General features: G+C 70.9%; 18 protein-coding genes and 1 riboswitch. Of the genes, 5 read left to right on the plus strand and 13 right to left on the minus strand.

The features are described 5' to 3' along the window. Positions 1–16: 16 nt before the first annotated feature. Positions 17–98: riboswitch (ZMP/ZTP riboswitch) on the minus strand. A gap of 145 nt (positions 99–243) precedes the next feature. From G447_RS11315 to G447_RS0107635, 7 genes are all read right to left on the minus strand, one after another. After that, the gene (locus tag G447_RS11315; protein WP_005869414.1) at positions 244–1,803 is read right to left on the minus strand and encodes a cell division protein PerM; all 1,560 of its coding nucleotides are present in this window, start codon (positions 1,801–1,803) and stop codon (positions 244–246) included. Between the two features lie 137 nt (positions 1,804–1,940). Beyond that, entirely contained in the window at positions 1,941–2,858 is a 918-nt protein-coding gene (sucD, locus tag G447_RS0107610) for a succinate--CoA ligase subunit alpha (protein ID WP_005869432.1), read from the minus strand. A 27-nt stretch (positions 2,859–2,885) separates the two neighbouring features. After that, a complete protein-coding gene (gene sucC / locus G447_RS0107615) occupies positions 2,886–4,067 on the minus strand; it encodes an ADP-forming succinate--CoA ligase subunit beta (RefSeq protein WP_005869421.1) in 1,182 nt (393 codons plus the stop codon). A 249-nt stretch (positions 4,068–4,316) separates the two neighbouring features. Next, entirely contained in the window at positions 4,317–7,151 is a 2,835-nt protein-coding gene (locus G447_RS0107620) for a UvrD-helicase domain-containing protein (RefSeq protein ID WP_026430620.1), read from the minus strand. A gap of 108 nt (positions 7,152–7,259) precedes the next feature. Beyond that, positions 7,260–8,750 (minus strand): DUF1846 domain-containing protein, encoded by a 1,491-nt coding sequence (locus G447_RS0107625; protein WP_026430621.1) that lies wholly within the window; start codon positions 8,748–8,750, stop codon positions 7,260–7,262. Positions 8,751–8,894: 144 nt separating this feature from the next. Continuing rightward, positions 8,895–9,545, minus strand: coding sequence for a LuxR C-terminal-related transcriptional regulator (locus G447_RS0107630; protein WP_005868248.1), 651 nt, complete (start codon positions 9,543–9,545; stop codon positions 8,895–8,897). Between the two features lie 22 nt (positions 9,546–9,567). Next, positions 9,568–10,746: an ATP-binding protein gene (locus G447_RS0107635; protein ID WP_026430622.1), complete on the minus strand. Its 1,179-nt coding sequence runs from the start codon at positions 10,744–10,746 to the stop codon at positions 9,568–9,570. A 265-nt stretch (positions 10,747–11,011) separates the two neighbouring features. Between G447_RS0107635 and G447_RS0107640 the strand changes: the two genes are divergently transcribed. Both G447_RS0107640 and G447_RS0107645 read left to right on the plus strand, forming a co-directional pair. Then, positions 11,012–12,568, plus strand: coding sequence for a PspC domain-containing protein (locus G447_RS0107640; RefSeq protein WP_026430623.1), 1,557 nt, complete (start codon positions 11,012–11,014; stop codon positions 12,566–12,568). Between the two features lie 19 nt (positions 12,569–12,587). Continuing rightward, entirely contained in the window at positions 12,588–13,118 is a 531-nt protein-coding gene (locus G447_RS0107645) for a DUF350 domain-containing protein (RefSeq protein WP_005868255.1), read from the plus strand. Between the two features lie 88 nt (positions 13,119–13,206). Here G447_RS0107645 and ptsP read toward each other — a convergent pair whose 3' ends face one another. Together ptsP and G447_RS0107655 are read right to left on the minus strand one after the other, a co-directional pair. Then, a complete protein-coding gene (ptsP, locus tag G447_RS0107650) occupies positions 13,207–14,889 on the minus strand; it encodes a phosphoenolpyruvate--protein phosphotransferase (RefSeq protein WP_005867846.1) in 1,683 nt (560 codons plus the stop codon). 4 nt (positions 14,890–14,893) lie between these two features. Further along, positions 14,894–15,160 (minus strand): HPr family phosphocarrier protein, encoded by a 267-nt coding sequence (locus G447_RS0107655; protein WP_005867850.1) that lies wholly within the window; start codon positions 15,158–15,160, stop codon positions 14,894–14,896. 245 nt (positions 15,161–15,405) lie between these two features. Here G447_RS0107655 and G447_RS0107660 point away from each other — a divergent pair, with 245 nt between their 5' ends. Further along, positions 15,406–16,413 (plus strand): LacI family DNA-binding transcriptional regulator, encoded by a 1,008-nt coding sequence (locus G447_RS0107660; protein WP_026430624.1) that lies wholly within the window; start codon positions 15,406–15,408, stop codon positions 16,411–16,413. A 181-nt stretch (positions 16,414–16,594) separates the two neighbouring features. Here G447_RS0107660 and G447_RS0107665 read toward each other — a convergent pair whose 3' ends face one another. The 3 genes from G447_RS0107665 to metG form a co-directional block, all read right to left on the minus strand. Continuing rightward, the gene (locus G447_RS0107665) at positions 16,595–18,640 is read right to left on the minus strand and encodes a sucrose-specific PTS transporter subunit IIBC (protein WP_034476714.1); all 2,046 of its coding nucleotides are present in this window, start codon (positions 18,638–18,640) and stop codon (positions 16,595–16,597) included. A gap of 172 nt (positions 18,641–18,812) precedes the next feature. Then, positions 18,813–20,303 (minus strand): glycoside hydrolase family 32 protein, encoded by a 1,491-nt coding sequence (locus tag G447_RS0107670; RefSeq protein ID WP_026430626.1) that lies wholly within the window; start codon positions 20,301–20,303, stop codon positions 18,813–18,815. A 219-nt stretch (positions 20,304–20,522) separates the two neighbouring features. After that, a complete protein-coding gene (metG, locus tag G447_RS0107675; RefSeq protein WP_026430627.1) occupies positions 20,523–22,364 on the minus strand; it encodes a methionine--tRNA ligase in 1,842 nt (613 codons plus the stop codon). A 305-nt stretch (positions 22,365–22,669) separates the two neighbouring features. Here metG and G447_RS0107680 point away from each other — a divergent pair, with 305 nt between their 5' ends. Continuing rightward, complete coding sequence (locus G447_RS0107680) at positions 22,670–23,227, plus strand: isochorismatase family protein (protein ID WP_026430628.1); 558 nt, start codon at positions 22,670–22,672, stop codon at positions 23,225–23,227. Between the two features lie 156 nt (positions 23,228–23,383). After that, the gene (locus G447_RS0107685; protein WP_026430629.1) at positions 23,384–23,809 is read left to right on the plus strand and encodes a hypothetical protein; all 426 of its coding nucleotides are present in this window, start codon (positions 23,384–23,386) and stop codon (positions 23,807–23,809) included. 723 nt (positions 23,810–24,532) lie between these two features. On the opposite strand, the gene rsmI is transcribed toward G447_RS0107685, so the two are convergent. Continuing rightward, positions 24,533–25,381, minus strand: a complete 849-nt coding sequence (rsmI, locus tag G447_RS0107690; RefSeq protein WP_005871756.1) for a 16S rRNA (cytidine(1402)-2'-O)-methyltransferase — start codon at positions 25,379–25,381, stop codon at positions 24,533–24,535.

A 25,381-nucleotide genomic window follows, 5' to 3' on the forward strand; every position in this document is an offset into this window, starting at 1 on the left:
CCTCCTCGGGGTCATGCCCTGGCGCCCAGGCGGGCGACGCCAAAAGCTGGTGGCCGCTCCCCGGTGGTGCCCCACCCTCGCCAGTCGCGGCTCTCCCCATGCTAGTCGTTGGGCCCGCGGATCCACAATGACCGCCCTGTGGGGCGCCGCGCACTCCCGCCCCACCATCCGAGGCGGGGGGCGCCGCGCACTCCCGCCCCACCATCCGAGGCGGGGGGCGCCGCGCACTCCCGCGCCGCCGTCCTAGGCGGGGGGCGCTCCATCGGCACTGCCCGACGGATCCGCGGGCTCCCCGTCCCGTCGTTCCCCGTCGGCGCCCTGGGCAGCCGCCGAGTGCTCGCCGCGCGCGGTGGCCGAATGCTCCCGGTCGGCCTGGTCGGCATCGGAGCCCCCGGCATCGGTCCCGTCGGCGCCGGGCCCCGAATCGCCGGCCGTCCCGTCCCCGGTTCCCCCCGCGCCGGGCTCCCCTTCACCAGTCCCGGCGGCCCCGGTTGCCTCCGCACCGGCTTGTGCGGCGGCGCTGTCGGAGCCGTTCACCTCGGCGCTGATCCAGTCAGGGTCGGCCCCTCCGCGCGCTCCACCGCGTGTCCCGCCGCGCGCACCGGACAGCAACGCCGAGGCCCGCTCCCGCGTGGAGGGGTGCGCGCAGGCGGTGACCACGAGGGCGACTAGGGGCACTTCGAGGGTAAGGGCCAGCAGGGTCCAACCGATGTTCGGGCCGAGGACGCTCATGCGCACGGCCCCCGCGCTCATCGTGGCACTCCACATCCACGCGGCGCACACGGCGCCGAAGACGAGGGAAGCCGTGAGCGCCAGCCCCATCTGTTCGCCGAGGGTCTTGCAGGGGTAGCGCCTCACCAGGCGCGCGCCGCAGGCGGCGCCGACCGCGACGAGGACGAGGGCGGTCCAGGCGCCCGGGGCACCGGTGGGCACTGCGCCCAGCAGCGGGAACGGCGCGATTGGCCCCTCCCCCACCACCGACGGGGAGTGCAGCGCGTCGACTCCCACGAAGAAACCGGGACCGGCCCACCACGCCAGCGCCCACGCGACCACTGTCGGAGCGAAGAACGCCTGGGCGGCCACTATCAGCACGTTATCAACAGCCGACGAGGCGCCGAGCAGCTCGTGGATCCCGGCGATCCTGCCCCAGCCGGCAACGAGGGCGACCACGGCGAGGACCGACCCGGCGGCGGCGAGGTACCCCACCCATGCCACTCCCGTGCGCACCCCGCCGCCAAGCCACCTGGCGGCGTGGAACTGCGCGGCGCGGACCTTGAGCGAAGCGACCGTCGCCCAGGCGCTGGCCGCGAAGGGGAGGCCGAGGGCGCCGGGGGCGATGCTGGCCAGTTGGGCGTGCGGGGCGCTCAGGGCGGTGAGGATCCAGGAGGTGAAGACGAACGCCGGGATGGACAGCCACAGAGAGGCGCGCGAGTAGGAGAAGGAGGACCGCAGGAGCAGGCGGAGCAGGCAGACGACGAGGACCCCCATCAGGGTGGGGGCAGCCCGGTAGGGCACTCCCCCCACCACGGATGTCCCGCCCAAGACCGCGGCCCACAGGTCCCCGCCGACTCCGAGGGCGTCCTTGGGGGTGAAGTCCTTCATCCACACGTTCGAAGCGACGGACATGTACGCCCCGAAAGCCGCCACGAGGCACAGGGCCCAACCGACGAATGCGGCCTCCGCCCCCGCGAGCGCCCCCCTGGCCCACCCGTCGGGGACCGCAATGCGGATGGTGCGCCGCTGCGCCACGTAGGTGGTCGTCGTCTTGCGGGGGGCTGACTGCGGGTGGATCTCGTCGCTCACGTGCCAATCCTGCCAAAGGGAGCCCGGGGTCGGCACGGTGCAGCGCCGACCCCGGGCGGAATGTAGGGAAAGCGGGCGCGCTCACCCGGGGCCGACGACCCGGGGCCGGGAGGCCCCGGCCGCCTGGGCGCGCGCTCTCAGGCCAGCAGCTCGCGGGCGATGAGCGCGGTTTGCGAAGGGGTGCGCCCCACGCGCACACCAACTGCTTCGAGCGCCTCGGCCTTCGCCGCGGCCGTGCCCGACGAGCCCGACACGATCGCTCCGGCGTGCCCCATGGTCTTGCCCTCGGGGGCGGTGAAACCCGCGATGTAGGCGACGACGGGTTTCGTCATGTTCTCACTGATCCACGCCGCCGCCCTCTCCTCGGCGTCGCCGCCGATCTCGCCGATCATGACGACCAGGTCGGTGCCGGGGTCCGCCTCGAAGGCCTTGAGCGCGTCGATGTGCGTGGTGCCCACGACGGGGTCGCCCCCGATGCCCAGGCACGTGGTGAAACCGATGTCGCGCAGCTCGTGCATGAGCTGGTAGGTGAGGGTGCCGGACTTGGAGACCAGGCCGATGCGGCCCGGGCCCGTGATATCGGCGGGTGTGATGCCGACGTTGGACTGGGCGGGCGAAATGATGCCCGGGCAGTTCGGGCCGATGAGCCGCGTCCCCTTCTCCAGCGCGCGGTCGACGAAAACCACGGAGTCCTGCACGGGGATGCCCTCTGTGATGACGACCACCGTCTCGATGCCCGCGTCGATGGCCTCCAGGGCCGCGTCCTTCGCGAACGCCGGGGGCACGAAGACCACGGACACGTTCGCGCCGGTGGCGGCCCTGGCCTCGGCGACAGTGCCGAAAACGGGGACCTCGGCCACTCCCGGGCGGACACGGTCAGCCGCGGGCCCGTAGCCGACGACGTCGAAGGACACGGAAGTGCCCGCCTTGCGGGGGTTGGTGCCGCCCACCACCGCGGTCCCGGCACAGAGCATCCGGGCCGTGTGCTTGCGGCCCTCGGCCCCGGTCATGCCTTGGACGAGCACCCGGGAGTCGGAGTTGATGAAAATCGTCATGTCGGTGTCTCCTCGTGTTCTCGTCTCTCACTCGGGCGCCGCGGCGAGCTCCGCGGCCCGCCGCGCCGCGCCGTCCATGGTCTCCTCCAAGTGGACCAGGGGGTGGCCCGCCGCGGCCAGGATTCGTCGGCCCTCGGCGACCTTGTTGCCGTCAAGGCGCACGACGAGGGGTTTGGAGGCGGCGCCCCCCAACTCCTCCAGGGCACCGAGAACGCCCCTGGCGACCTCGTCACACGCCGTGATCCCGCCGAATACGTTGACGAACACGGAGCGCACTTGGTCGTCTCCCAGGATGATCTCCAGGCCGCGGGCCATGACCTCGGCGGACGCGCCGCCCCCGATGTCCAGGAAGTTCGCGGGCTTCAATCCGCCGAACTCCTCGCCCGCCATGGCGACCACGTCCAGGGTGGACATGACCAGTCCCGCGCCGTTGCCGATCACTCCGACCTGGCCTTCGAGGCGCACGTAGTTCAGGCCGGCTTCCTTCGCGGCCGCCTCGCGCGGATCCTGGGCGGCGGCGTCCACCAGGTCCGCGTGAGCGGGGTGGCGGAAACGCGCGTTGTCGTCCAGTGTGACCTTGCCGTCCACCGCCCAGATGGAGCCGTTGGGCGAGGCGACCAGGGGGTTGACCTCCACCAGGGTCGCGTCCTCGTCGCGGTACACGCGCCACAGGGACTCCAGGACGGGCGCGATCGCTTCGGCCCGCCCGCGGTCGAAGCCCGCCTGGTCGAGGATGGCGAGGGCGACGGCGCGGTCGATGCCGACTGCGGGGTCCAGGGGGACGCGGGCGAGTGCCTCGGGCCGCTCCTTCGCGAGGGTTTCGATGTCCATGCCGCCCTCGCGCGAGCACATCGCCAGGTGGCGGCGGTTGGAGCGGTCGAGCAGGATCGAGAAGTAGTACTCGGCGGAGATGTCGGCGCCCGAGGCGATCATGAGCCGCTCGACGACGTGGCCCTTGATGTCGAGCCCGAGGACCGCCTCCGCCTTCTCGCGCGCCTCGTCCGGGGTCCGCGCCAGTTTCACACCGCCGGCCTTGCCGCGCCCGCCGGTCTTCACCTGCGCTTTTACGACCAGCAGGGAGGCTCCCGCGCCGAGCAGGCGCTCAGCCGCGCCGCGCGCCTGATCGGGTGTGGCGGCGAGTTCGAAATCCAGCACGGGCACGCCGTGCTTCCTGAACAGTTCACGGGCCTGGTACTCGTAGAGGTCCACCGGGCTATCCCTCCGTCGAACGAATGTGGTCGCGGACGCAACGCGACAATTCTAGCGCGGCCGCAGTTCCCCGAGTGCGCTCCCGCTCTCCCCGATCCGCTGTTCCACGCGGTGTTCCACGGCGGACGCTCGTTTCCCGATCCGCTGTTCCACGCGGTGTTCCACGGCGGACGCACCCAACGCCGGGAGCAGCCGGGCCCGGCGCCTCCACGCGGATCCGCGCCCCGCCCGGGACTGGCGCGGTAGCCGTCAGGTGATCTTCTCCATCGGCGCCATGCGCACGAGCAGGCGCTTGTCCACGCCCCCGAAGCGCACGCGCGCAACCGTGCGCTGCCCCTCCCCCTCGATGCCGGTGACCGTGCCCGTGCCCAGGGTCGCATGCTTGACGCGGTCCCCCACTTTCAGGGCGAGGACCTTCTGGGCGGGGGCGCTCGCCTGCGCGGGCACCCCCATGCGCTGGATCCTCCGCGCGCGCCCCTGGCCGATGGGCGCCGCTCCCCCGCGCCCGCTCCCGTAGGCGCGGCCGGTGTCCTCCTCGCCCCACGGGTCCCGCCCGTTCCGGCCCGCTCCGTCGTCGCTCCCGTAGGAGCCCCCCTGGAAGGCGCGCAGGCGCTCGGCGGAGGTGGTGGCCCGGCGCACCTCCAGCAGTTCGGCGGGGATGTCATCGAGGAAGCGCGAGGGCGGCATCTCCTGGGGCGCCCCCCATGCGCTGCGCACCGCCGCGCGCGTCAAGTACAGGCGCTCGCGCGCGCGGGTGATCGCCACGTAGGCCAGGCGGCGCTCCTCCTCCAACTCGCTGGCCTCCCCGAGGCTGCGCTGGTGCGGGAAAGTCCCGTCCTCCATGCCGGTGACGAAGACGACCGGGAACTCCAGGCCCTTCGCCGTGTGCACCGTCATGAGGGTGACCTGTCCGCTGCGCGCGCCCCCCGAGGGGACCTGGTCGGAGTCGGCCACCAGCGCGACCCTCTCCAGGAAGTCCGCGAGCCCCCCGCCGGGCGCCTCCTGGGCGAAGGCCCCGGCCACCGAGTGAAGCTCCGCCAGGTTCTCGACGCGCGAGGCGTCCTGCGGGTCCTCGGAGCGGCGCAGTTGGGCGAGGTAGCCGGTCCGGTCGAGCGCCTCTTCGAGGATGTCCGCCACGGAGGCGCCGCCGCGCTCGGCGCGCCGCAGTGCTTCGATGAGCCCCCAGAAGGACGCGGCCGCCTTCGCGGCCCGCGCCGGGACGCCCACCACTTCGGGCGCTTCCTCTGCGCCGCCGCCGGGATCCTCCTGCGGGGCCGCGGGGGCGGGGCCCCCTGCCCCGCCGCCCGGGGGTACGGCACCCGGGCCCTGCGCGCCCGCGCCGCCGCCCGCAGAGGCGCCCCCTGCCTTGTCCGCTGGGTCAACCGCGCCCGCACCGTCGTCCGGAGAAGGGCCCCCCGCCCCGCCGCCGTGGCGCACCAGGGCGGCGATGTCCACGCCCTCGCCCTCGCCGAGGGGGCGCCCCTGGCGGATCCACAGGTGGGCGAGCGCGCGCCCGAAGGACACCCCGTGGCGGGCGGCGTGGGCGGCGATGGCCTCCTCGGCTTTCGCCCCGATGCCTCGTTTGGGCAGGTTGATGACGCGGCGCGCCGCCACCGTGTCGTCCGGGTTGGACACGACCTGCAGGTAGGCCAGCGCGTCCTTGATCTCACGGCGCTCGTAGAAGCGCGTGCCCCCCACGACCCGGTAGGGGATCCCCTGACGGACCAGAAGCTCCTCCAGGGCGCGCGACTGGGCGTTGGTGCGGTAGAAGACCGCGATGTCGCCCCAGTCCGCGCCCGCGTCGGCGACGCGGTCGATCTCGCCGACGACGAAACGGGCCTCGTCGTGCTCGGAGTCGGCGGCGTCCACCGTGATCGGCGCGCCGTCGCCCTCCTGCGTCCACAGGTTCTTCGGGCGGCGCCCCTGGTTGCGGCTGATGACCGCGTTGGCCGCCGAGAGGATGTTCTGCGTGGAACGGTAGTTCTGCTCCAGCAGGATCGTCCTGGCGCCCGGGAAGTCGCGCTCGAACTCCTCGATATTGCGGATCGTGGCCCCGCGGAACGCGTAGATCGACTGGTCCGAGTCGCCCACGACCGTCAGCTCGGCGGGCACCACGCCGTCGTCCCCGGCCCCCACCAGTTCCCGCACCAGCACGTACTGCGCGTGGTTGGTGTCCTGGTACTCGTCGACCAGGATGTGGCGGAAACGCCGGTGGTAGTGCTCGGCGATCAACGGGTTCCGCTGCAGCAGGAGGACCGTGCGCATGATGAGGTCGTCGAAATCGACGGCGTTGGAGTCCCGCAGGCGCTTGTCGTACTCGGCGTAGGCGGCGGCGACGATCCGCGACACCGGGTCCTTGCCCGCGACCTCGGCGTAGCGCTCGGGGCCGATCAGCTCGTTCTTCAAATCGGAGACGCGCGCCGCCACCATCTTCGGCGTGAACCGCTTCACGTCCACGTCCTGGGCCTTGAGGACCATTTGCATGAGCCTCTGGGAGTCCTGCGCGTCGTAGATCGTGAAGGAGCCGGACAGGCCCGCCGCCTCGTGCTCGTAGCGCAGGATGCGCACGCACGCCGAGTGGAAGGTCGACACCCACATGCGCCCCGCCTCGTCGCCCACGAGCGCCGCGATCCGCTCGCGCATCTCGGCGGCGGCTTTGTTCGTGAAGGTGATGGCCAGGATCTGGCCGGCCCTGGCCTGGCCGGTCGCCAGCAGGTACGCGATGCGGTGGGTGAGGACCCGTGTCTTGCCCGACCCGGCGCCCGCCATGATGAGCAGCGGGGCGCCCCGGTGCTCCACCGAGGCGCGCTGGCGGTCGTTGAGCCCGCGCGTCAGCTCCCCCGGGTCCTCCGCCGGGCTTCCGTAAGCGCTCTGCGTCCACTCGAAGGTCCCCTGGGCCCGCGCACTGGGCCCGGCGCCCGAGGCGGGGGCCGCCCCCGACGCGGCCCCGGGCATAGCGGCCGGCGGCCACCCGTCGCCGGCATCATCGACATCGAAGGCGGGCGCCTCCGGCGGCGCGTAATCCGGGTCCTCCCCGGGGCCGATGAGGAAGCCGAGGTCGGGCAGCGAAGTCGAGTCAGTCATCCCTCTAAGAGTAGGCCAGTGGCCGCGCCGACGCGCTCCCTGCCCGCCCGGTCCGCGGGGCTCCGCCTGCCCGCCTCGCACGCCGCCGCGGGGCTCCGCCGCGCGGCGTCACTTCTTGCGGTAGAGCGACTTCGTGGCGTACACCGGCTCGGTGGTCACCTGGATGCCCAGGGCGCGGAAGATCCCCTCGTCCACCGAGCCCAGGATCACCGATTCGTGAACGTCGCACCCGCGCAGCGCCCCCAACTGCGCCAGGGCGAGGCGCGCGTTCTCGTCGCCGTTGGCGGAGACCGCGAGCGCGATCAGTACCTCGTCGGTGTGCAGGCGCGGGTTCCGCGACCCCAGGTCGGCCGTCTTGAGGCGCTGGATGGGCTCGATGGATTCCCGTGCGAGCAGTTTCACGTCGGGGTCGATCCCGGCCAGCAGCTTCAGGGCGTTGAGCAGCATCGCCGACGAGCAGCCCAGGAGCGGCGAGGTCTTGCCCAGGACGATCCGTCCGTCCTCCAATTCGATGGCGGCTGCGGGCGCCCCCGTGCTCTCGGCCAGTTCCAGCGCGGGGCGCACTACCGGGCGGTCGGCGCGTTCCAGGCCCAGCCTGCCCATGAGCAGGCCGATGCGCGCCGATTGCACCGGCTCACTGCCTTGCTTCTTCTCGGCCACGAGCGCCTTGTAGTAGCGGCGGATGACCTCCTGCTCCGACGCCTCGCGGCACGCCCCGTCGTCGCAGATCGACATGCCCGCCATGTTCACGCCCATGTCGGTCGGCGACTTGTACGGCGACGCCCCCAGGATCCGCTCGAAGAGCCTGTTGAGCACCGGGAAGATCTCCACGTCCCGGTTGTAATTCACAGTTTTGACGCCGTAGGCCTCCAGGTGGAACGGGTCGATCATGTTCACGTCGTCCAGGTCCGCGGTGGCCGCCTCGTAGGCGATGTTCACCGGGTGGTCCAAAGGCAGGTTCCAGATGGGGAAGGTCTCCCACTTGGCGTACCCCGACTCGATGCCGCGCTTGTGGTCGTGGTAGAGCTGCGACAGGCACGTCGCCATCTTCCCACTGCCCGGCCCTGGGGCGGTGACGACGACGAGGTCGCGGCTGGTCCTGATGTACTCGTTCGCGCCATACCCCTCCTCCGAGACGATGCGCGACACATTCGAGGGGTAGCCGGGGATGGGGAAGTGCCGGTAGACGGTGATCCCCAGCTTCTCGAAACGGCTCTTGACCTCGTGGGCGGCCTTGTTGTCGTCCGTCCACTGGGTGATGACGACGGAGCCCACGAACAGTCCGCGCTCGCGGAGCTCGTCGATCTGGCGCAGTACCTCGTCGTCGTAGGTGGTCCCCATGTCGGCGCGGACCTTGCGGCGGGCGAAGTCCTTCGCGTTCACCGCGACGATGATCTCCACTTCGTCCGCCAGTTCCTTGAGCATGACGATCTTGTTGTCCGGGGTGAAACCGGGCAGGACGCGGGACGCGTGCAGGTCGTCCACCAGCTTCCCGCCGAACTCCAAGTACAGTTTCCCGCCGAACTGCGCCCGCCTCTGGGCGATGTGCTCCGATTGCAGTCTGATGTACGTGTCGCGGTCAAATCCGATGCGGTGCATACCGGCCTCCGGTAGTGGGTCTCAGGCCGTGGGGCCTGGAGGGCTGCGCGCCCATCGGGATTCCATCATAATCCCGCCCGCCGCGGCTTCCCCCGTCAGCGCCGGAGCGGCGTGCCGTTGTGGGCCGTCAGACTCCGCCGCAGCTCACACGATGTGGCGCTGCATCGCCCACCGGGTCAGTTCGTGACGGTTCGACAGCTGGAGTTTGCGCAGCACCGCCGACACGTGCGTCTCCACCGTCTTGATGGAGATGAACAAATCGTGGGCGACCTCCTTGTACGTGTAGCCCCGGGCTATCAGGCGCATGACCTCCTGCTCCCGGGCGCTGAGCAGGTCGAGCTCGGAGTCCGTGGTCGACACCTCGCCCGTCCCGAAAGCGTCCAGAACGAAGCCCGCCAAGCGCGGACTGAACGCGGCGTCGCCCCCTGCGACGCGCTTGATGGCCTCCACCAGGTCGGAGGGGGAGATCGACTTCGTCACGTACCCGCGCGCGCCCGCCCGGATCACGGACACCACGTCCTCCGCGGAGTCCGACACCGACAACGCCAGGAAGCGCAGCCCCTCGACGTCCTGGCACGCGCTCGCCACCTCTGCGCCGCCCCCTCCGTTGCCGCCGGGCAGGTGCACGTCCAGTAGTGCCACGTCGGGGCGGAGTTCGTGGCAGGCGGCCACGGCGCCCTCCACGTCGGAGGCCTCGCCCAGGATCCGCAGGTCCGCCCCCGTCGCCTCCAACTCCGCGCGCACGCCCGCGCGCACCATGTGGTGGTCGTCGATGATAACGAGACTGATCGTCATGGGGGGCTCCTGGCCGCTGGGGTTAGTCCGGGGTCCCCCCTAGGGTATCGGAGCGCGGCACGATGAGTTCGACTTCCGTGCCGGGTGTGCGGCGTCTAATCCGCGCGGTGCCCCCCGCGCGCGCCATGCGCCCGATGATCGAGTCCTTCACCCCGTGCCTGTCGTCGGCCACGGTCCCCATGTCGAATCCGGGGCCGTTGTCCTTCACGTAGGCCTCGACCCGGTCGGGGCGCACCTCCATGTAGACGGAGACCGGCGGCTCCCCGTGTTTGACGGCGTTCTGGGCCGCCTCGCCGAGCGCGGCGACGAGGGCGAGTTCGCCCGCCCCAGCGGAGGTGTCCGACACGGTGACCACCGAGATGGGGACGCCGTAGCGGGCCTCGACGGCGCCGACCGCCTCCTCGACGGCGGCCGCCAGGGAGCTCGCGGACTCGGTGCGCCCCGTGTACAGCCACGAGCGCAGCTCCCGTTCCTCGCTGAGCGCGATGGCGCGCACGCGCGCGGGATCGTCCGCACTGGCGCGGATCAGGGTGAGGGCCTGGAGGACGGAGTCGTGCAGATGCGCCGCGATATCGGCGCGCTCAGTCTCGCGGACGCGTTTGGCCTCCGCCTCCGAGAGGTCCTTGTTCGCCCGGAGCAGCAGCGGCGCCATCGCGAAGAGGACGCCGGCGACCAGCGCTGCCCCGATCAGGCCCCCCCTCCACAGGATGACCGCCGGGTTCGCCCTCGAGGCAGCAAGCACGATCCCGGACGCCAGCAGGACCAGCCCGCCCCCGACGGCGGCCAGGAAGCGCAGGGACTTCCACCCCCGCAGGTTCAGGGACTGGCTCCACACCAGGGCTATGCCTGTGACGATGAAGATGGAGGCGGTGATGTCGCGCCATTCGACGACGCGGGTCCGCGCCAGCAGGAGCCCCACGGCCGCCAGTGCGATCAGGCAGGCGCCCGCCATCGCGAGACGGTTCCGGGCCACCGCCTGGGCGCGGTCCTCGACGACGACTAGCCTTTGGCCAATCCCGGTTCCCCCGCGCGCCTCGTCCCCGGGGCGGTCAACGGGGACCGTCCCCCACAGCCACAAGTAGATGAGCACGCCGACCCCGACGGCAGCCGAACCGACTGTGATGAGGCGAAGCGTGTTGACCGGGATGCCCAGGTGGACGGACAAACCCGAGCACACGCCGCCCATCCACGGCGTCGGCATGTCCGTCGACGAGGCGGAGGCGCGCCGCAGGGGCGGGCGCTCCACGGGCTGCGGGGGCACCCACTGGGGCCCTGGCGGGTAGGACCCCCAGTACCCGGGGTCGCTCTCTGGTCGGCTCACACCCCCATCTTCGCATTCCGGGGCCGCCCCACCCAGTACTCGGACGGCGAATCAGGGACAGTTCAGGGCATTCCCCACTACCGACGGCGGTCCAGGGTTGGCAGAGTAGTACACAGCCACACGCCCGCCCACCTAGGAGGTACTGATGTCTTGGCAACAACAGCCGAGTTCACGCTTCTTCGACTCGGTCCGGGCCTCCGGCTGGTACCGGTCGCAGCCGCGCGTCGTCGGAGGCGTGTGCGCGGGGATATCCGCGCGCACCGGCTGGGACCTGTCCCTGGTGCGCGTCCTCATCGCAGCGCTCGCCTTCTTCGCCCCTCCCGTTGTGGCGGGCTACGGCCTGGCGTGGTTGTTCCTTCCAGACGCCCAGGACGGGGGCATCCACGCCGAGGAACTCGCGCGGGGGCGCTTCGGCATCGCCCAGCTCGGCGGCATCGCACTGGCCGCGATCGGTTTGAGCACGGCGCTGCCGTTAGCGAGCCTCTTCGGCCCCGTCGGCTACGTGTTCAACGGATTCTGGTTCTTCGCCCTAGTCTCAGCCGTCGTCGCATTCGTCGTCATCTCATCCCATTCCACTGTCCAGGGAGGACCCCCAATGTCTGGAACCCAACCCAATGACGCATCCCATTCCCAGCCCCGCTGGGGAGCCCCCGCGGACGGGTGGCCCTCCGCCGGGCCGACGGGCCCCGCAGGGGCACCGGCGGGCCCGGTATTCTCCAACGCCATGCCCCATGGCGCCCCGCAGCAGGGGGCCGGCCCCATGCCCGGGTACGGGCAGCGCGCAGGGTACGGGCAGCGCGCGGGGTACGGGCCCCGTCCAGGGTACGGACCCGCGTCCGGCCCGCACAGAGCGCGGACGTGGGCGCCCGCCGGACCCAAGGAGCGCCCTCGCCTGGTCTCCGCTCGCGTGACCCTGGTCGTGACGGGCCTCATCGCACTGGTGTTCGCCGCCGTCTTCGCCGCCATCTACTGGCTGGCCGAGGGGGTGCTGGGCACACCGAACACCCAGATCGACGACGCGGTATCACTCAAAATCGCTCAAGTCGTTCTGATCGGTGGCGGCGTGTGCCTGCTGATCTCCGGTTTCTCGCTGGTCGTCGCCGCGGTGAAGGACCGCTCCAGTGGGTGGCTGCTGGCGATGTCGATCATCGGGATGCTCCTGTTCGTCCCCACCGCGGTCATGGGCATGCTCGTCCGCAGCGACTACCTCTTCCACAACAGCACCAACGTCTCCCGGCCCTGGACCAACGTACCGGGCAGCGAGACCTCCCTCACCTGGGAGGCGGACACCGTCACCGGCAGCCCCGTGGGCACGAGCACCCTGGACCTGACCGGCGCCCCGGTCGGCACAACGAAGACGATCACTGTCACCCAATGGTCGTGGAACAGGGTCAATATCCTGGTCGCGGAGGGCCAGCCCGTCCAGATCATCTGCCGCTCCGAAGTCGGCTCCCTGTCCACGTCGTTCCCCGACGGCCAGCAGGACTGGGTGGCGGACCTGGGTGGCTGCGCGGACGCCGATAGCCACACCCCTGTGAGTGCGGTCTCCCCCGGGTGGGGCAAGCCCGGCCTCGGGGGCATCACCATCGAGATCGGCGCCGACGCCGACTTGAGCACCCTCCACATCACGCAAACGCGCACCGTCGCGGACACAGGCCTGCGGTGGGACGGCACCGATCCCGCCCAATCAGGCGACAACTGAGGCAAGGAGAAGGAAGATCATGACCCCCAACGATGACAAGACCGAGCAGCTGTCCGCTACGGCCCCGGCCGATCCCGCCCAGGCCCTGCCCACCACAGCCCCGGCCGATCCCACCCAGGCCCTGCCCACGACCGCGTCGGGGGAATCCGCCTCGTCCACTCCCGAAGCGGAGAGAACGCGCCCCCTCTACCAGGTCGAGGACGACACGCCGGAGCACGGCGACGGAGCGACCGCCCGCCAGGCACCCCAGCAGGACCATGGGGGCGACGAAGACGAGTCCCACCGCGTGTGGAGCGCCCCTCCCACGCCAGTGGACCACCGCGATCTGCCGGAAGCACCCCGTAGGGGCGTGCGCGCCGGGGGCCTGGCATGGGGCGTGATCGTGATGCTGGCGGGAGTGTTCCTGATAGCGCTGGCACTGATCCCCCGCCTCAATGTGCCGGTCCTCGCGATCACTCTGATGGCCACCCTCGGCGTCGCCCTGATCGTGAGCGCGTTGTTCACAGGACGCAAACCGCGCACTACCGCTCCATCCGGCCGGAGGAAGTAGGCGCGGGCGCGGCGCCCCGGCACTGGAGCAGCCAGCGGTGCGCCCCGGCGAAACCGCCGGGGCGCACCGCTGCCCGTCGACCGGACTCTCAGATCAGGTCGAGCATGGTCGGCGACACCAGTTTCAGGACGGCCTCGCGCCCCTTGGCGGCCGACGGCGCGTCGGCCGCGAAAGCGCCCATCTGCTGGCACGTTGCCAGGTCGTGCAGGCGCAGGGCCGCTCGCACCGCGTTGACTTTCGACGGCGCCATCGACAAGGAAGCCACGCCCAGGCCCGTGAGGACGAGGGCGAGCAGTGGGTCGCCGCCGGCCTCGCCGCACACGCTCACCGGTTTGCCGGTGGCCCGTCCGCCTTTGCAAGCAGCTCGGATCATCTGCAGAACGGCGGGCTGCCACGGATCGAGCAAGTGCGCCAGATTCCCGTCGAGGCGGTCGGCGGCCATCGTGTACTGCGTGAGGTCGTTCGTCCCGATGGAGGCGAAATCGACGATGGACAGCAGCTGCTCGGCCCGCAGCGCGGCGGCGGGCACCTCGATCATGATGCCCACCTTCGGCAGGCCCATGCCCCGCGCCTTGTCGGCGAACCACGTCGCCTCATCGGCGGTGGCGACCATCGGCGCCATGACCCACAGGTCGGCGTCCGTCGCCTTGTGCGCCGCGGCGAGCGCCGCCAACTGGGTGTCGATGAGGTCCTCGCGGACCTGGCACAGGCGCAGACCGCGCCGCCCCAGGGCGGGGTTCTCCTCGGCGCCCAGATCGGCGAAGCTGAGGGGCTTGTCGGCTCCCGCGTCCAGCGTGCGCACGACGACCCGCCGTCCGCCGAATGCCTTGAGCACGTTCGTGTAGGTCTCCGTCTGCTCCTCCAGGGTGGGGGCGTCGGAGCGCTCGAGGAAGAGGAACTCCGTGCGGAACAGGCCCGAGCCCTCGAGGTCGTAGGTCGCCGCCCTCTGGGCGTCATCGACTGTGCCGATATTGGCCAGCAGTTTCACGCGGTACCCGTCGTAGGTCGCACCCTCTCCGGAGGAACCAGCGAGCGCCACCGCACGTCTGCGGGAGCGCTCCTCCAGCAGCGAGACCTCCTCCGGGGTCGGCGCGACGATGACCTCGCCAACGCCGCCGTCGAGGGCCAGGACCTCGCCGTCGCTCACACCCATGATGCCCGTGGCCTTCACAATGGCGGGGATTCCCAGCTGGGCCGCCAGGATCGCCGTGTGCGAGGTCGGCCCCCCCACCTCGGTGATGATGCCCTTGACGGTGCCGGGGTCGAGGGTCGCTGTCTCAGCGGGGGCCAGGTCGTGGGCGACCAGGATCGCCTCGCCGTCCAGTGCGGGCACCCCCGGCTCGGGGAGGCCCCGCAGTTCGCTGATCGCCCGGTCGCGGACGTCGTAGAGATCGGTGGCGCGCTCGGCCATGTAGCCGCCGAGGCCCCGCAGCATCTCCGCGTACTCCTCGACCGCCGCGTGGACGGCCGCGGTCACGCCCATGCCCTTCTTGAGCTTCTTGTCGACGGCCTTGGCCAGGCCACGGTCCGCCGCAAGTTTCGCGGTCGCCTTCAAGATCGCCTTGGTCTCCTCGGGAGCGGTCTCCTCGCGGGCTTTCAGGCGCGCGGATACGGCGGCGAACGCCTCGCGGACGCGGGCGCCGTCCGCCGCCGGATCCGTGCAGGCGGGCTCTGCGGCGTCCACGCCCGGCGCGGGCTGGACGAGGGCAGCCGGGGCCGAAGCGGTGCCCGCCGACACGCCTATGCCGTGCAGAACAGTGTGCTCGCCCACGAGCTCACTCCTTGTCCAGATCGCGGGACAGCAGGGCGACCAGGGAGTCGAGGACCTCTGCGGCGTTGTCGTCGTCAGTGGACAGGGTCACAACGTCCCCGTGCTTCGCGCCGAGCGTCATGATCTCCAGGAGCGACGCGGCGTCGGCTTCCTCCCCGTTGAAGGAGATGGTGACGTCGACGCCCGTCTCATCCACGGCCTCGGCGAGGACTGAAGCGGGTCGCGCATGCAAGCCGACGGCGGAGGCGATCGCTACGGTGCGGGAAATCATGGTCGATCCTTTCGGTCGCGGGTATGTCCATCGTTAGACACATTGGCCCGTGCCCCCATGGTATGGGCTGGATACCCTTTTGGACAATGGCCGGATAGGAGAACGCGCCATGATCTGCGCCCCACCGCAGCCAACCCTGGTGCTCGGACGCGGCACCTGCGGCGGGGCGCCCGGCTGGGAAACTACACTGGTCCTGTGAAGGCACATTCCCCGGTGCCCCCGCTGACGACCAGTTTGGAGGAGACGTGGCACGCTCCCACGAGCCGACCCTGGCCGATGTCGCCGAGCGCGCCGGCGTTTCGGTGACGACCGTGTCGCGGGTGCTCAACGCCCGCGGCTACCTCTCCCAGGACGCCAAGGACAGGGTGGCCCGCGCCATCGAGGATCTCGGGTACCGGCCCAACCAGGTCGCTCGCGCCCTGCACGGGAAGAAGACGAACACCATCGGCCTGATAATCCCCACGGTGGCACTGCCCTTCTTCGGGGAACTGGCCGTGGAGGTCGAGAACGCGCTGGCCGACGGCGGCTACCGGATCCTCATCTGCAACTCCCTTGGCCGCGCCGACCGCGAGCGCGAGTACTTGAACCTGCTCATCGGCAACAGGGTGGACGGCATCATATCCGGCGCGCACAACGAGGGCCTGTGCGAGTACGAGTCGATCCGCATGCCGCTGGTGACCATCGACAGGGACTTGTCCCCCACGATCCCCAACGTGCGGTGCGACAACCGCGGCGCCGGGCGAATGGCCACGGAGAAGCTCCTCGAGGCGGGGGCGCGCCGCCCGGCCCTGCTCACCTCGCGCTCGGGCGCGCACAACTTGCGCGAGCAGGGCTACAGGGACGCCCTGGCGGACACGGGGGCCGAGCCCCTGGTTCTCGCGGTCCCCTTCGACACCCCCAGCCCCCTCAGGCAGAGACGGGTCGAGGAGGCCCTCGACTCCATCGCCGGGCGCTTCGACGCGGTCTTCGCCACCGACGACCTGGCCGCCGCCGAGGTGCTGGAATGGGCGAGGGGGCGCGGCGTCGATGTGCCCTCACGGCTCAAGGTGGTCGGGTTCGACGGGACGACGGCGATCCGGCGCGCCCTGCCCGCCCTGGCCACCATCCGCCAGCCCCTCGACCTCATCGCCCGCAAGGCCGTCGAGCTCCTGGTCGCCCAGATCGACGGGTCCGGGCCCTCCCCCGGGGACGCGGGCGGGGTGCCGTCGGCGGTCGAGTTCCCCGTTGCCTTCCTGCCGGGCCGTACCCTTTGACGCCCCACTAGCCGCACCCTCTGACGCCGGAGCCGGTACCGGCTCCAACGGGGCGGGCACGAGGAGCGCGCGCAGGGGGCGGACGTGTACCGTTTCCCAACCGGCTCCAACGGGGCGGGCAACGAGGAGCGCGCGCAGGGGGCGGACGCCGAAGCGCCCGCCCCCTCCGCCGGGAACCGGATCACGCGGTGGGCTGCGCGGCCTCCTTCGGGACGACCGTGAGCAGCGCCCCTCCGGGGGCGACCTCGCCCTCGGCGTCCGGGGTGACGGACGCGAACTTCTTCTTGTTGGTGACGACCACGGGGGTGACGGTGTCGTATCCGGCCTCGCGGATCACGTCGAGGTCCACCTCGGCCAGCACGTCGCCGCGGCGCACCACGTCGCCCTTGGCGACCTTGGGGGTGAAGCCCTTGCCGTCGAGCTTGACGGTGTCCATACCGATGTGGATGAGCACCTGGACGCCGGAGGCCGACTTGATGCCGTAGGCGTGGCCCGTCGGGAAGGCGACCGTCACCTTCCCGTCGCAGGGCGCCACGACGACGCCGCTGGAGGGCTCGATGGCGATGCCGGGGCCCAGCATCCCCTTCGCGAAGGACTCGTCCTTCACTTGGCCCAGGGGCACGGCGGTTCCCGCCATCGGGGAGGTGAGGGTGAGATCGGCCTTGGCCTCGGCGCTGAACTCGACCGCGGACGCGGCGGCGGGCGCGGCGACCGACGGGGCCGCGGAAGCGGGGGCCGCCGCAGCAGCGGGAGCGGTGGCGGCAGAGTCGGCACCAGCGGCCCCATCGACCATGTCGGCCCTGCCCCGCGTGGAGGCGTAGGCCAGGGTGGCGGCGAAGGCGAGGACGAACACGAGGACCTCGAGGGCCAGGTACGCGGGGATCGAAGCGGGGATGATGGACACGAAACCGGCGAAGCCCGCGGCGCCCAGGGCCTGGCCGCGCACGCCGAGGAGCGCGACTCCGGCGGAGCCGATCGCCGCGGCGCCCATCCCGATGAAGAAGGGCCAGCGCAGGCGCAGGTTGACGCCGAAGATCGCGGGCTCGGTGATGCCGAAGACTGCGGAGACGCCGCCTGCGCCCGCCAGGCCCTTCATCTTCGCGTTGCGGCACTTGAAGAAGACCGCCAGCGCGGCAGCGCCCTGGGCCACGTTCGCCATGGACGCCACGGGGAAGATGAAGTCGCCGAGGCCGCCGTTGGAGGGCAGCAGGGGGATCTCGATGGCGGGGAAGGACTGGTGGAGGCCGGTGACGACGATCGGGGAGTAGAAGAAGCCGAAGAGGAGGCCGCCGACCGGGCCGAGCGTCCCGTACAGCCAGTCGATGCCGCTGGTCAGCTGGTTGGAGATCTCACGGGTGATGGGGCCGACGACGACGAAGGCCAGGAACCCGGTGACGAGCAGCGTGATGAGCGGCGTGAGCAGGAAGTCGGCCGTGCCCTTGAAGACCTTGTGCAGCCTCTTCTCGATCAGGCACAGGATCCACGTGACGACCAGGGTGGGGATGACCATCGCCTGGTAGCCGACCTTCGTGACCTCCAGGCCGAAGAGGTGCCACACGGAGGACTGGTTCGAGTAGCTCCAGAAGGCGCTCGCCTCGTCGGGCTTGGCCATCGAGTAGGCGCTGAGCAGGGAGGGCGAGACCATCGCCGCGCCCATCGCGGCGCCGAGGTACACGTTCCCGCCGAAGCGCTTGGCCGACGAGAAGCCGACCAGGATCGGCAGCGAGGCGAAGGCCGCGGAGGACACCAGGTTGATGAGCGAGTCGTAGTCCTCCAGCCAGGGGAACATCTGCACGACGGACTGCTCGGCGAAGAGGCCCTCGGCCTTGAGGACGGAGTGGAGGGCCATCAGGAGGCCGCCGGCGATCAGGGCCGGCAGGATCGGGACGAAGATGTCGGCGATCATCTTGATGAAGCGGGAGAACAGGTTCCCGCCCTGCTCGGCCTCTTCCTTGGCCTCATCCTTGGAGACCTGGCGCACCCCGTGGTCGTCGACCATGTGCTGGAAGACCTGGTCGACGTCGCCGGGGCCGACGATGATCTGGAACATTCCGCCGGCGGCGAAGGTGCCCTTGAGCTCCTCGTTGTCGTCCAGTGCCTGCTGGTTGATCTTGTCCGGGTCGACGATCACCAGTCTGAGTCGCGTCGCGCAGTGGGCCGCTGCGCTGATGTTCGACGGTCCGCCGATTGCCTCGACGACCTCGGTTGCCACCTTGGCGTGATCCATGACTGACCACATTCCTTTCTGCGAGTCCCAGGCGCAACGACTCTGTCACGCGACGCGCTGGGCGGTGTGTAGCAATCGATTGACATACTAGGTTCGCGCGACGACGACACGCAAGAGTCGACCGCAGTTTTCCCTGGCGGGAGCCCTGAGAGGCTCAACACACCGATATGGGTCAGTCCGCCCGCGCGGCCCGCGCGTCGGCCACTCGCACCGCTCCCCCGGCCGTGCCCAGGGCGAGCCCCGACCCCGCGCCCTCCAGGAAGGAGCGCAGGGTGAAGGCGAGGCGCCCCCCGCCCAGGAAGATCTCCGTGATCGACCGGTCGTGCACGACTTCGACCGACCCGGCCCACCCGGGTTCCAGGCTGACGCGCCGGATCCCCCCGTGCGGGTAGCGGGTGCGCGAGCGGTCCACCTCCAGAAGTGACTCCGAGAGGCGGATGACCAGGCCGGAGTCGGCGCCGACGCGCATTTCCAGGCACGCTCCCGGCTCGTGGGCCAGGGAGGCGCTGAAGCGCCATGAGCGGGAGGACTCCAGGGCTGCCACTCGCGCGCCGTCCCCATCCACCGAGTCAGGGAAGCCGATGTGCTCCAGGGGCAGTCCCGGCAGGTGGGGGCGCTGCACGAGTCGCCGATCGGCCAGGGCGAGGCCACGCGGCGCCGTGAGCGCATGGACCCACCCCCCGGTGCTGATCGACGGCTGGTCGTCCTCGCCCGCGTTGCCGGCCCATCCGAGCAGCAGCGCCGGGTCGGCCCGGCCCCACGCGCGGGCGCGGTCGGCGAACACCTGGGGCGCGTAGAACTCGAAGCCGCGGTCCACTTCCCAGTAGTCCCCGTCGGCGCCCCGGAACTCGGTGCCCACCAGTTCCCCCACCATGTAGACGCAGGGGAAGACGTTCTCGAAGCCCTCGCGCTCGGGGGCGATGCCCTGCGGGCAGAAGATGAGCACGTCGCGGTCGCGCCCGCTCTCCTCGTCGCGCAGGCGCACCAGGTTCGGGCACTCCCACATGTAGCCGAAACGGTCGAAGGCCCCACCCGCGTCCGGGAAGGACAGCTCCCCCTCGCAGTGCCATTCGCGCAGGTCGGAGGAGCGGTAGAGCAGGACCGTCCCCGTGAGGTCCTCGCGCTGGGCGCCCAGGAGCATCCGGTAGGAGCCCTGCGGGTCGTCGGGATCGCGCCACACCTGAGGGTCCCGGAAGTGCGCGGTGTAGCCCTCGGGCTGGCTCGCGATGACCGGGGGAACGACTTTTGTGAACCGGCGCAGGTCGGGGGTGGTGACGACGCACTGGGTGGCCTCGCGCTCCCCCGTGTCGGCGTCCTTGTAGTTGCCGGTGTACCACAGCTCGACGCCGTCGTCGGTGCCGATCGCCGTGCCCGAGTACGCGCCGTTGCGGTCCTGGCGCGAGTCGGGCAGGATCGCGGGCGGCAGGTACGTCCAATGCACGAGGTCGGTCGAGCGGGCGTGCCCCCAGTACACGAGTTTGCGCGGGTGCTCGGGCGTGTACTGGAAGAAGGCGTGGTAGGTGCCAGAATCGACGATCAGCCCGTTCGGGTCGTTGAGGCGCCCCACCGGCGGGGCGACGTGGAACAACGGGTGGTCGGGGTCCTGGCGGGCCAGGGAGGCGCGTTCGGCGTTGAGCGCGGAGAGCATGAAGTCTTCAGCCATGGGCCGAGGATAACAGGAACGGACCCCCTGGCCGAAGGGGCCCGGGGTGTGAGGCCGAACGCCCCAGCGGGGGCCGCAGCGCCAGACGGCATCCCCGCAGGACCCACGGCACGAGGCGGGCGCCCCACGGGGATCCGCCCAGCCCGCAGTGCGCTAACCCTCCGGGGCATTGTGCAGGTGCGCAACACCCCCGGGCAGCCCGGCCCGCGGCCCCTCCCCTCAGGCGCCCGTGACGTCGTCGGGAACGGAGGCGGCGTAGCGCGCCAGCTCCTCGTCGACGATGGCCTCGTCCAGTTTGACGAAAACCGGGGTGGGCTTGGCGACGGGAGTGCCCACGGTGACCGGGTGGCGCTCCCAGGTGGGCACGCTCGTGTAGTCGCCCGTGATGATCGGGTAGGAGGAGCGGCCCTCGAAGCCGGAGGGCAGGACCTGCGGGTCCAGCTCCTCGGCCTCCTCGATGACCGGCATGGGAGCGATCCGCCCCTCGCCCCCCATGACGCGGTCCACGTCGTTGGCGGCGTGGGGCAGGAACGGGGAGAGCATGAGGTTCAGGTCGGCGACCGCCTGGGCGAGGGTCCACAGGACGGTGGCGAGGCGCTCGCGTTGCTCGGGGGCCTTGAGCTTGAAGGGCGCGGTGTCGGTGACGTACTTGTTGGCCTCGCCGACCAGGCGCATCGCCTCAGACAGGGCGGCCTTCTGGCGGTGGTGGCGGATCAGTCCGCCGACGGTGGCGAAGCCCGCCTCGACGGCGTCCAGGAGGGCGCGGTCGATGTCCTCCAGTTCGCCGGGGGCGGGGATCCCGCCGAACTTCTTGGCGATCATGGAGGCCGTTCGGTTGACCAGGTTGCCCCAGCCGGCGACGAGCTCGCCGTTGGTGCGGCGCACGAACTCGGCCCATGTGAAGTCCGAGTCGGAGGTCTCCGGGCCGGCGGCGCTGATGAAGTAGCGCAGGGCGTCGGCCTGGTAGCGCTCCAGGAAGTCGCGCACGTAGATGACGATGCCGTGGGAGGAGGAGAACTTCTTGCCCTCCATGGTGAGGAACTCGGAGGAGACGACCTCGGTGGGCAGGTTGAGTACGCCCAGGTCGCCGGGGCGTCCGCCGCGGTCGCCCTGCCCGTTGTAGCCGAGCATCTCGGCGGGCCAGATCTGGGAGTGGAAGACGATGTTGTCCTTGCCCATGAAGTAGTAGGACAGGGTCTCGGGGTCGTTCCACCACTTGCGCCACGCCTCGGGGTCGCCGGTGCGCCGCGCCCACTCGATGGAGGCGCTGAGGTAGCCGATGACGGCGTCGAACCACACGTAGAGGCGCTTGGTGGGCTGGTCCTCCCAGCCGGGCACCGGGATGCCCCAGTCGATGTCGCGCGTCATGGCGCGCGGGCGGATGTCACTCAGGAAGTTCTTGGAGAACTTGATGACGTTGGGGCGCCACGTGCCCGACTGCTCGCGCTCGTCGAGCCACTGCGACAGGGCCCGCGCCAGGGCGGGCAGGTCCAGGAAGTAGTGGGTGGACTCCACGAACTCGGGGGTCTCGCCGTTGATGCGCGAGCGCGGGTCGATGAGCTCGGTGGGATCCAACTGGTTGCCGCAGTTGTCGCACTGGTCGCCACGCGCCCCCTCGGCACCGCAGATCGGGCAGGTGCCCTCGATGTAGCGGTCGGGCAGGGTGCGCCCGGTGGAGGGGGAGATGGCGGCGCGCGTGACCTGTTCGATCATGTAGCCGTTGTCGCGCACGGTCGCGAACATGTCCTGGACGACCCGGTAGTGGTTGCCGGCGGTTGTGCGGGTGAAGAGGTCGTAGGACAGGCCGAGCGCCACCAGGTCCTCGACGATGAGGCGGTTGTTGCGGTCGGCGAGCTCCCGGGCGCTGACCCCCTCGCTGTCCGCGGCGACCAGGATCGGGGTGCCGTGCTCGTCGGTGCCGGACACCATGAGCACGTCGTGCCCGGCCATGCGCATGTAGCGGGAGAAAACGTCGGAGGGGACACCGAATCCCGCGACGTGGCCGATATGACGGGGGCCGTTGGCGTAGGGCCATGCGACGGCGGACAGAATGCGACTCATGGGTCCAAGCCTAATGCCCGGGGCCACCGAACTCAGAACCGGGGAGTGCTGCCTCTGGACCGGGGAGCACTGCCCCGCCGCGGTGCGGGGGCGGGAAACGCGGCCCCACCGCTGGGCGCGTGCGGATCGTCTGCGTCTCCGGCCTCGTGGACGGCCCCCCACTACCCCATCACTGGACGCATGCGGGAAACGCGGCCCCGAGGCGGGCCTCGTCGACTCGACGGAGCGCGGGCGCCACCGCGCGGGAACGGGCGCCGCAGCGGTGCTACCGTTGGGGGGCGACGGCGCGGCCAAGAGGAGGAGTCATGACACGAGCGCTCATTATCGTCGATGTCCAACCGACCTTCTGCGAGGGGGGCGAGCTCCCTGTGGAGGGCGGCAACGCCGTCGCCCGGCGCGTCGCGGAGCACGTGACCGCCCACCGCGGCGACTACGCGCTGGTGGCGACCACGCAGGACTGGCACATCGACCCGGGCGCACATTTCTCGGACGAGCCGGATTTCGTGGACACGTGGCCCCGGCACGGCGTCGCGGGGACCCCCGGTGCCATGCTCCACCCGGCCCTGGACGGCCTCGCAGCCGACATCACTGTGAAGAAGGGCCAGTACGCGGCCGCCTACTCGGGTTTCGAAGGGACCACCGAGGACGGGCGCGCTCTCGCGGAGGCGCTGCGCGGGGCGGGCATCACCGACGTGGACGTCGTCGGCCTGGCGCTGTCGCACTGCGTGTGCGAGACGGCCCTGGACGCCCTTCGCGAGGGCTTCGGAGTGAGGGTTGTCGAGGGCCTCACCGCCCCGGTCTCCCCCGAGCTGGGCGAGGCCGCGAAGGAACGGATGCGCTCAGCGGGGGTGGAGGTCGTCTAGCTCCGCCGCCGACGGCGAGGAGGGAGCAGTCCCTCCCGCACTCGTCGACGAGGCGGGGGCCGGGCGCTGGCGGACTCCGGCACCGGGTGCGGGGCACGGGTAGATGCACTGCCTCCTTGTCGGGTGCGGGCGCGGGGCGAGGACAGCGCGATTACCATGGGCAGCATTCTGGGAAGGCTCGCGAGAACGCTATTCGGCGGCGGGGCGATGACGGCCGCCGATGAGCGGGACGCTGACATTGGCGCGCTCGCCCGGAAGTACGAGCATTTGTTCCCATACGACCACCACGGCGATTTCATCGTGGGTTTGTGCGAACACGGCGAGAGCGAGCTCGCGCTGGATATCCTCATCGGCAACCTCCACGACTGGAACGCGCCACTGGAACCGGGCGAGATCGCCCGGATCATCGAGCTCAAGCGGGACTTGGGGTTCCCCGAGGGGCCTTGGTGGCACCAGCTCCCTGTCCCATTCATCGACCTCGAGCCGCGCCTGCGCGACCCCGCCCTCGTCAGCCTGCACGCGCTTCTCACAGCTCTCCTCGAAGAGAGGCGGGCGGAGAACGACGGGGAACACAGCGGTTGACCGCAGCGCACCCGGACCCCGCCGCCGCACTCCATAATCCCATGCACGGCCAGGGCACGCGGCGCGCGGCAAACCCCCAGACCCCACCACCGCACTCCATAATCCCGCGCACGGAATAACGTTGAGCCACGACGACGGAGTCACCGCATGATCCTCGACGAGCGCGTTTCCGCAATGGAATAGGCAATTGCGCATTGGGGTAGGTAACGGGTCATTGGGGTAGGTTATTAACCTGCCCCAATGGGGGTTAACCTGCCCCAGTAGGTGGTTTCCTGCCCCAATACGATTCGCCGGGAGCCGGAAGCGGCACGGAACCTGTTCGCGCACCGGTACTGCGCTGCCCGGGAGCGTCTAAGCCCGGGAGCCGGAGGCTGCGCGGCGCCTGTTCTCACACCGGTACTGCGCTGCCCGCGAGCGTCTAAGTCCGGGAGCCGCGCGCCGTGGGCCGTTCTTGCAGCGATACCGACACGACGGTATCCCTTTGAAAATTCCACTTCGCTTGCAAAACAGTCCGAGCGCCCGCCCTAGGGGCGAGACTTCCCTTTGAAAACGCGACATGACTTGTAAAACACCCCCTGCAGCACCCCACCGTGCCGTCCACTCCCTTGCCCCAGAGTCACCGCCACGTCCTCGATCGCTGCAGCCAGTCCCAACCACTCCCCTGCCCCTGGCCCCAGGGCCACCGCCGCGCCCTCGATCGCCGCGGTCGGTGCCGAGCGCTTCCTATTCCCTGGACGCCAGGGCAGCCCGGTAGAGGTCGTTGCGGCGCAGACCGGTGGCGGCTGCCACTTCAGCGGCGGCGTCTTTGAGCCGCATTCCCTCGTCCGCGAGCGCGAGGACCGCGGCCGCGTGGTCCTGCGGGTTCCCGCCCCCTTTATGGCCGGCGACAACGATGGTGACCTCGCCCAGGACACCGCCCTCGGTGCGCTCGACGAGTTCGTCGAGGGTGCCGCGCACGACTTCCTCGTGGGTCTTGGTGAGCTCGCGGCACACGGCCCCCGCCCGCCCGCCGCCGAAGGCGTCGGCCATGCGGATGAGGGTCTCATGGACGCGACGGGGGGACTCGAAGAAGATCAGGGTGTGGGGGTCGGTGGCGAGCGCGCTGAGGAACCGTTCGGCCTCCCCCGCCTTGCGGGGCACGAACCCCTCGAAGGCGAAGCGGTCGGAGGGCAGTCCCGACAGTGCCAGCGCCGTCAGAGGCGCGGAGGGGCCGGGGATCGCGGACACGGGGACCCCCTGTGCGATGGCCTCGGTGACGACCCGGTAGCCGGGGTCGGAGACGGTCGGCATCCCGGCGTCGGAGACCAGAAGGACGGTGGCTCCGTCGCGGGCGCTGCTCACGAGGCCGGACGCTTTGGCCTGTTCGTTGTGGTCGTGCAGGGCGACCACCCTGCCCGTGGGGGCTGCCCCGAGGCGGGAAGCCAGGGAGCGCAGGCGGCGGGTGTCCTCGGCGGCGATGATGTCGGCGCTGGCGAGGGCTGCGACGAGACGCGGGGAGGCGTCGCCGGGGTCCCCGATGGGGGTGGCAGCCAGGAGGATGGTTCCGCTGGGGCGGGCGTCGTCGTGGGTCAC

Source organism: Schaalia georgiae DSM 6843, from assembly GCF_000429245.1.
GTDB lineage: Bacteria > Actinomycetota > Actinomycetes > Actinomycetales > Actinomycetaceae > Pauljensenia > Pauljensenia georgiae.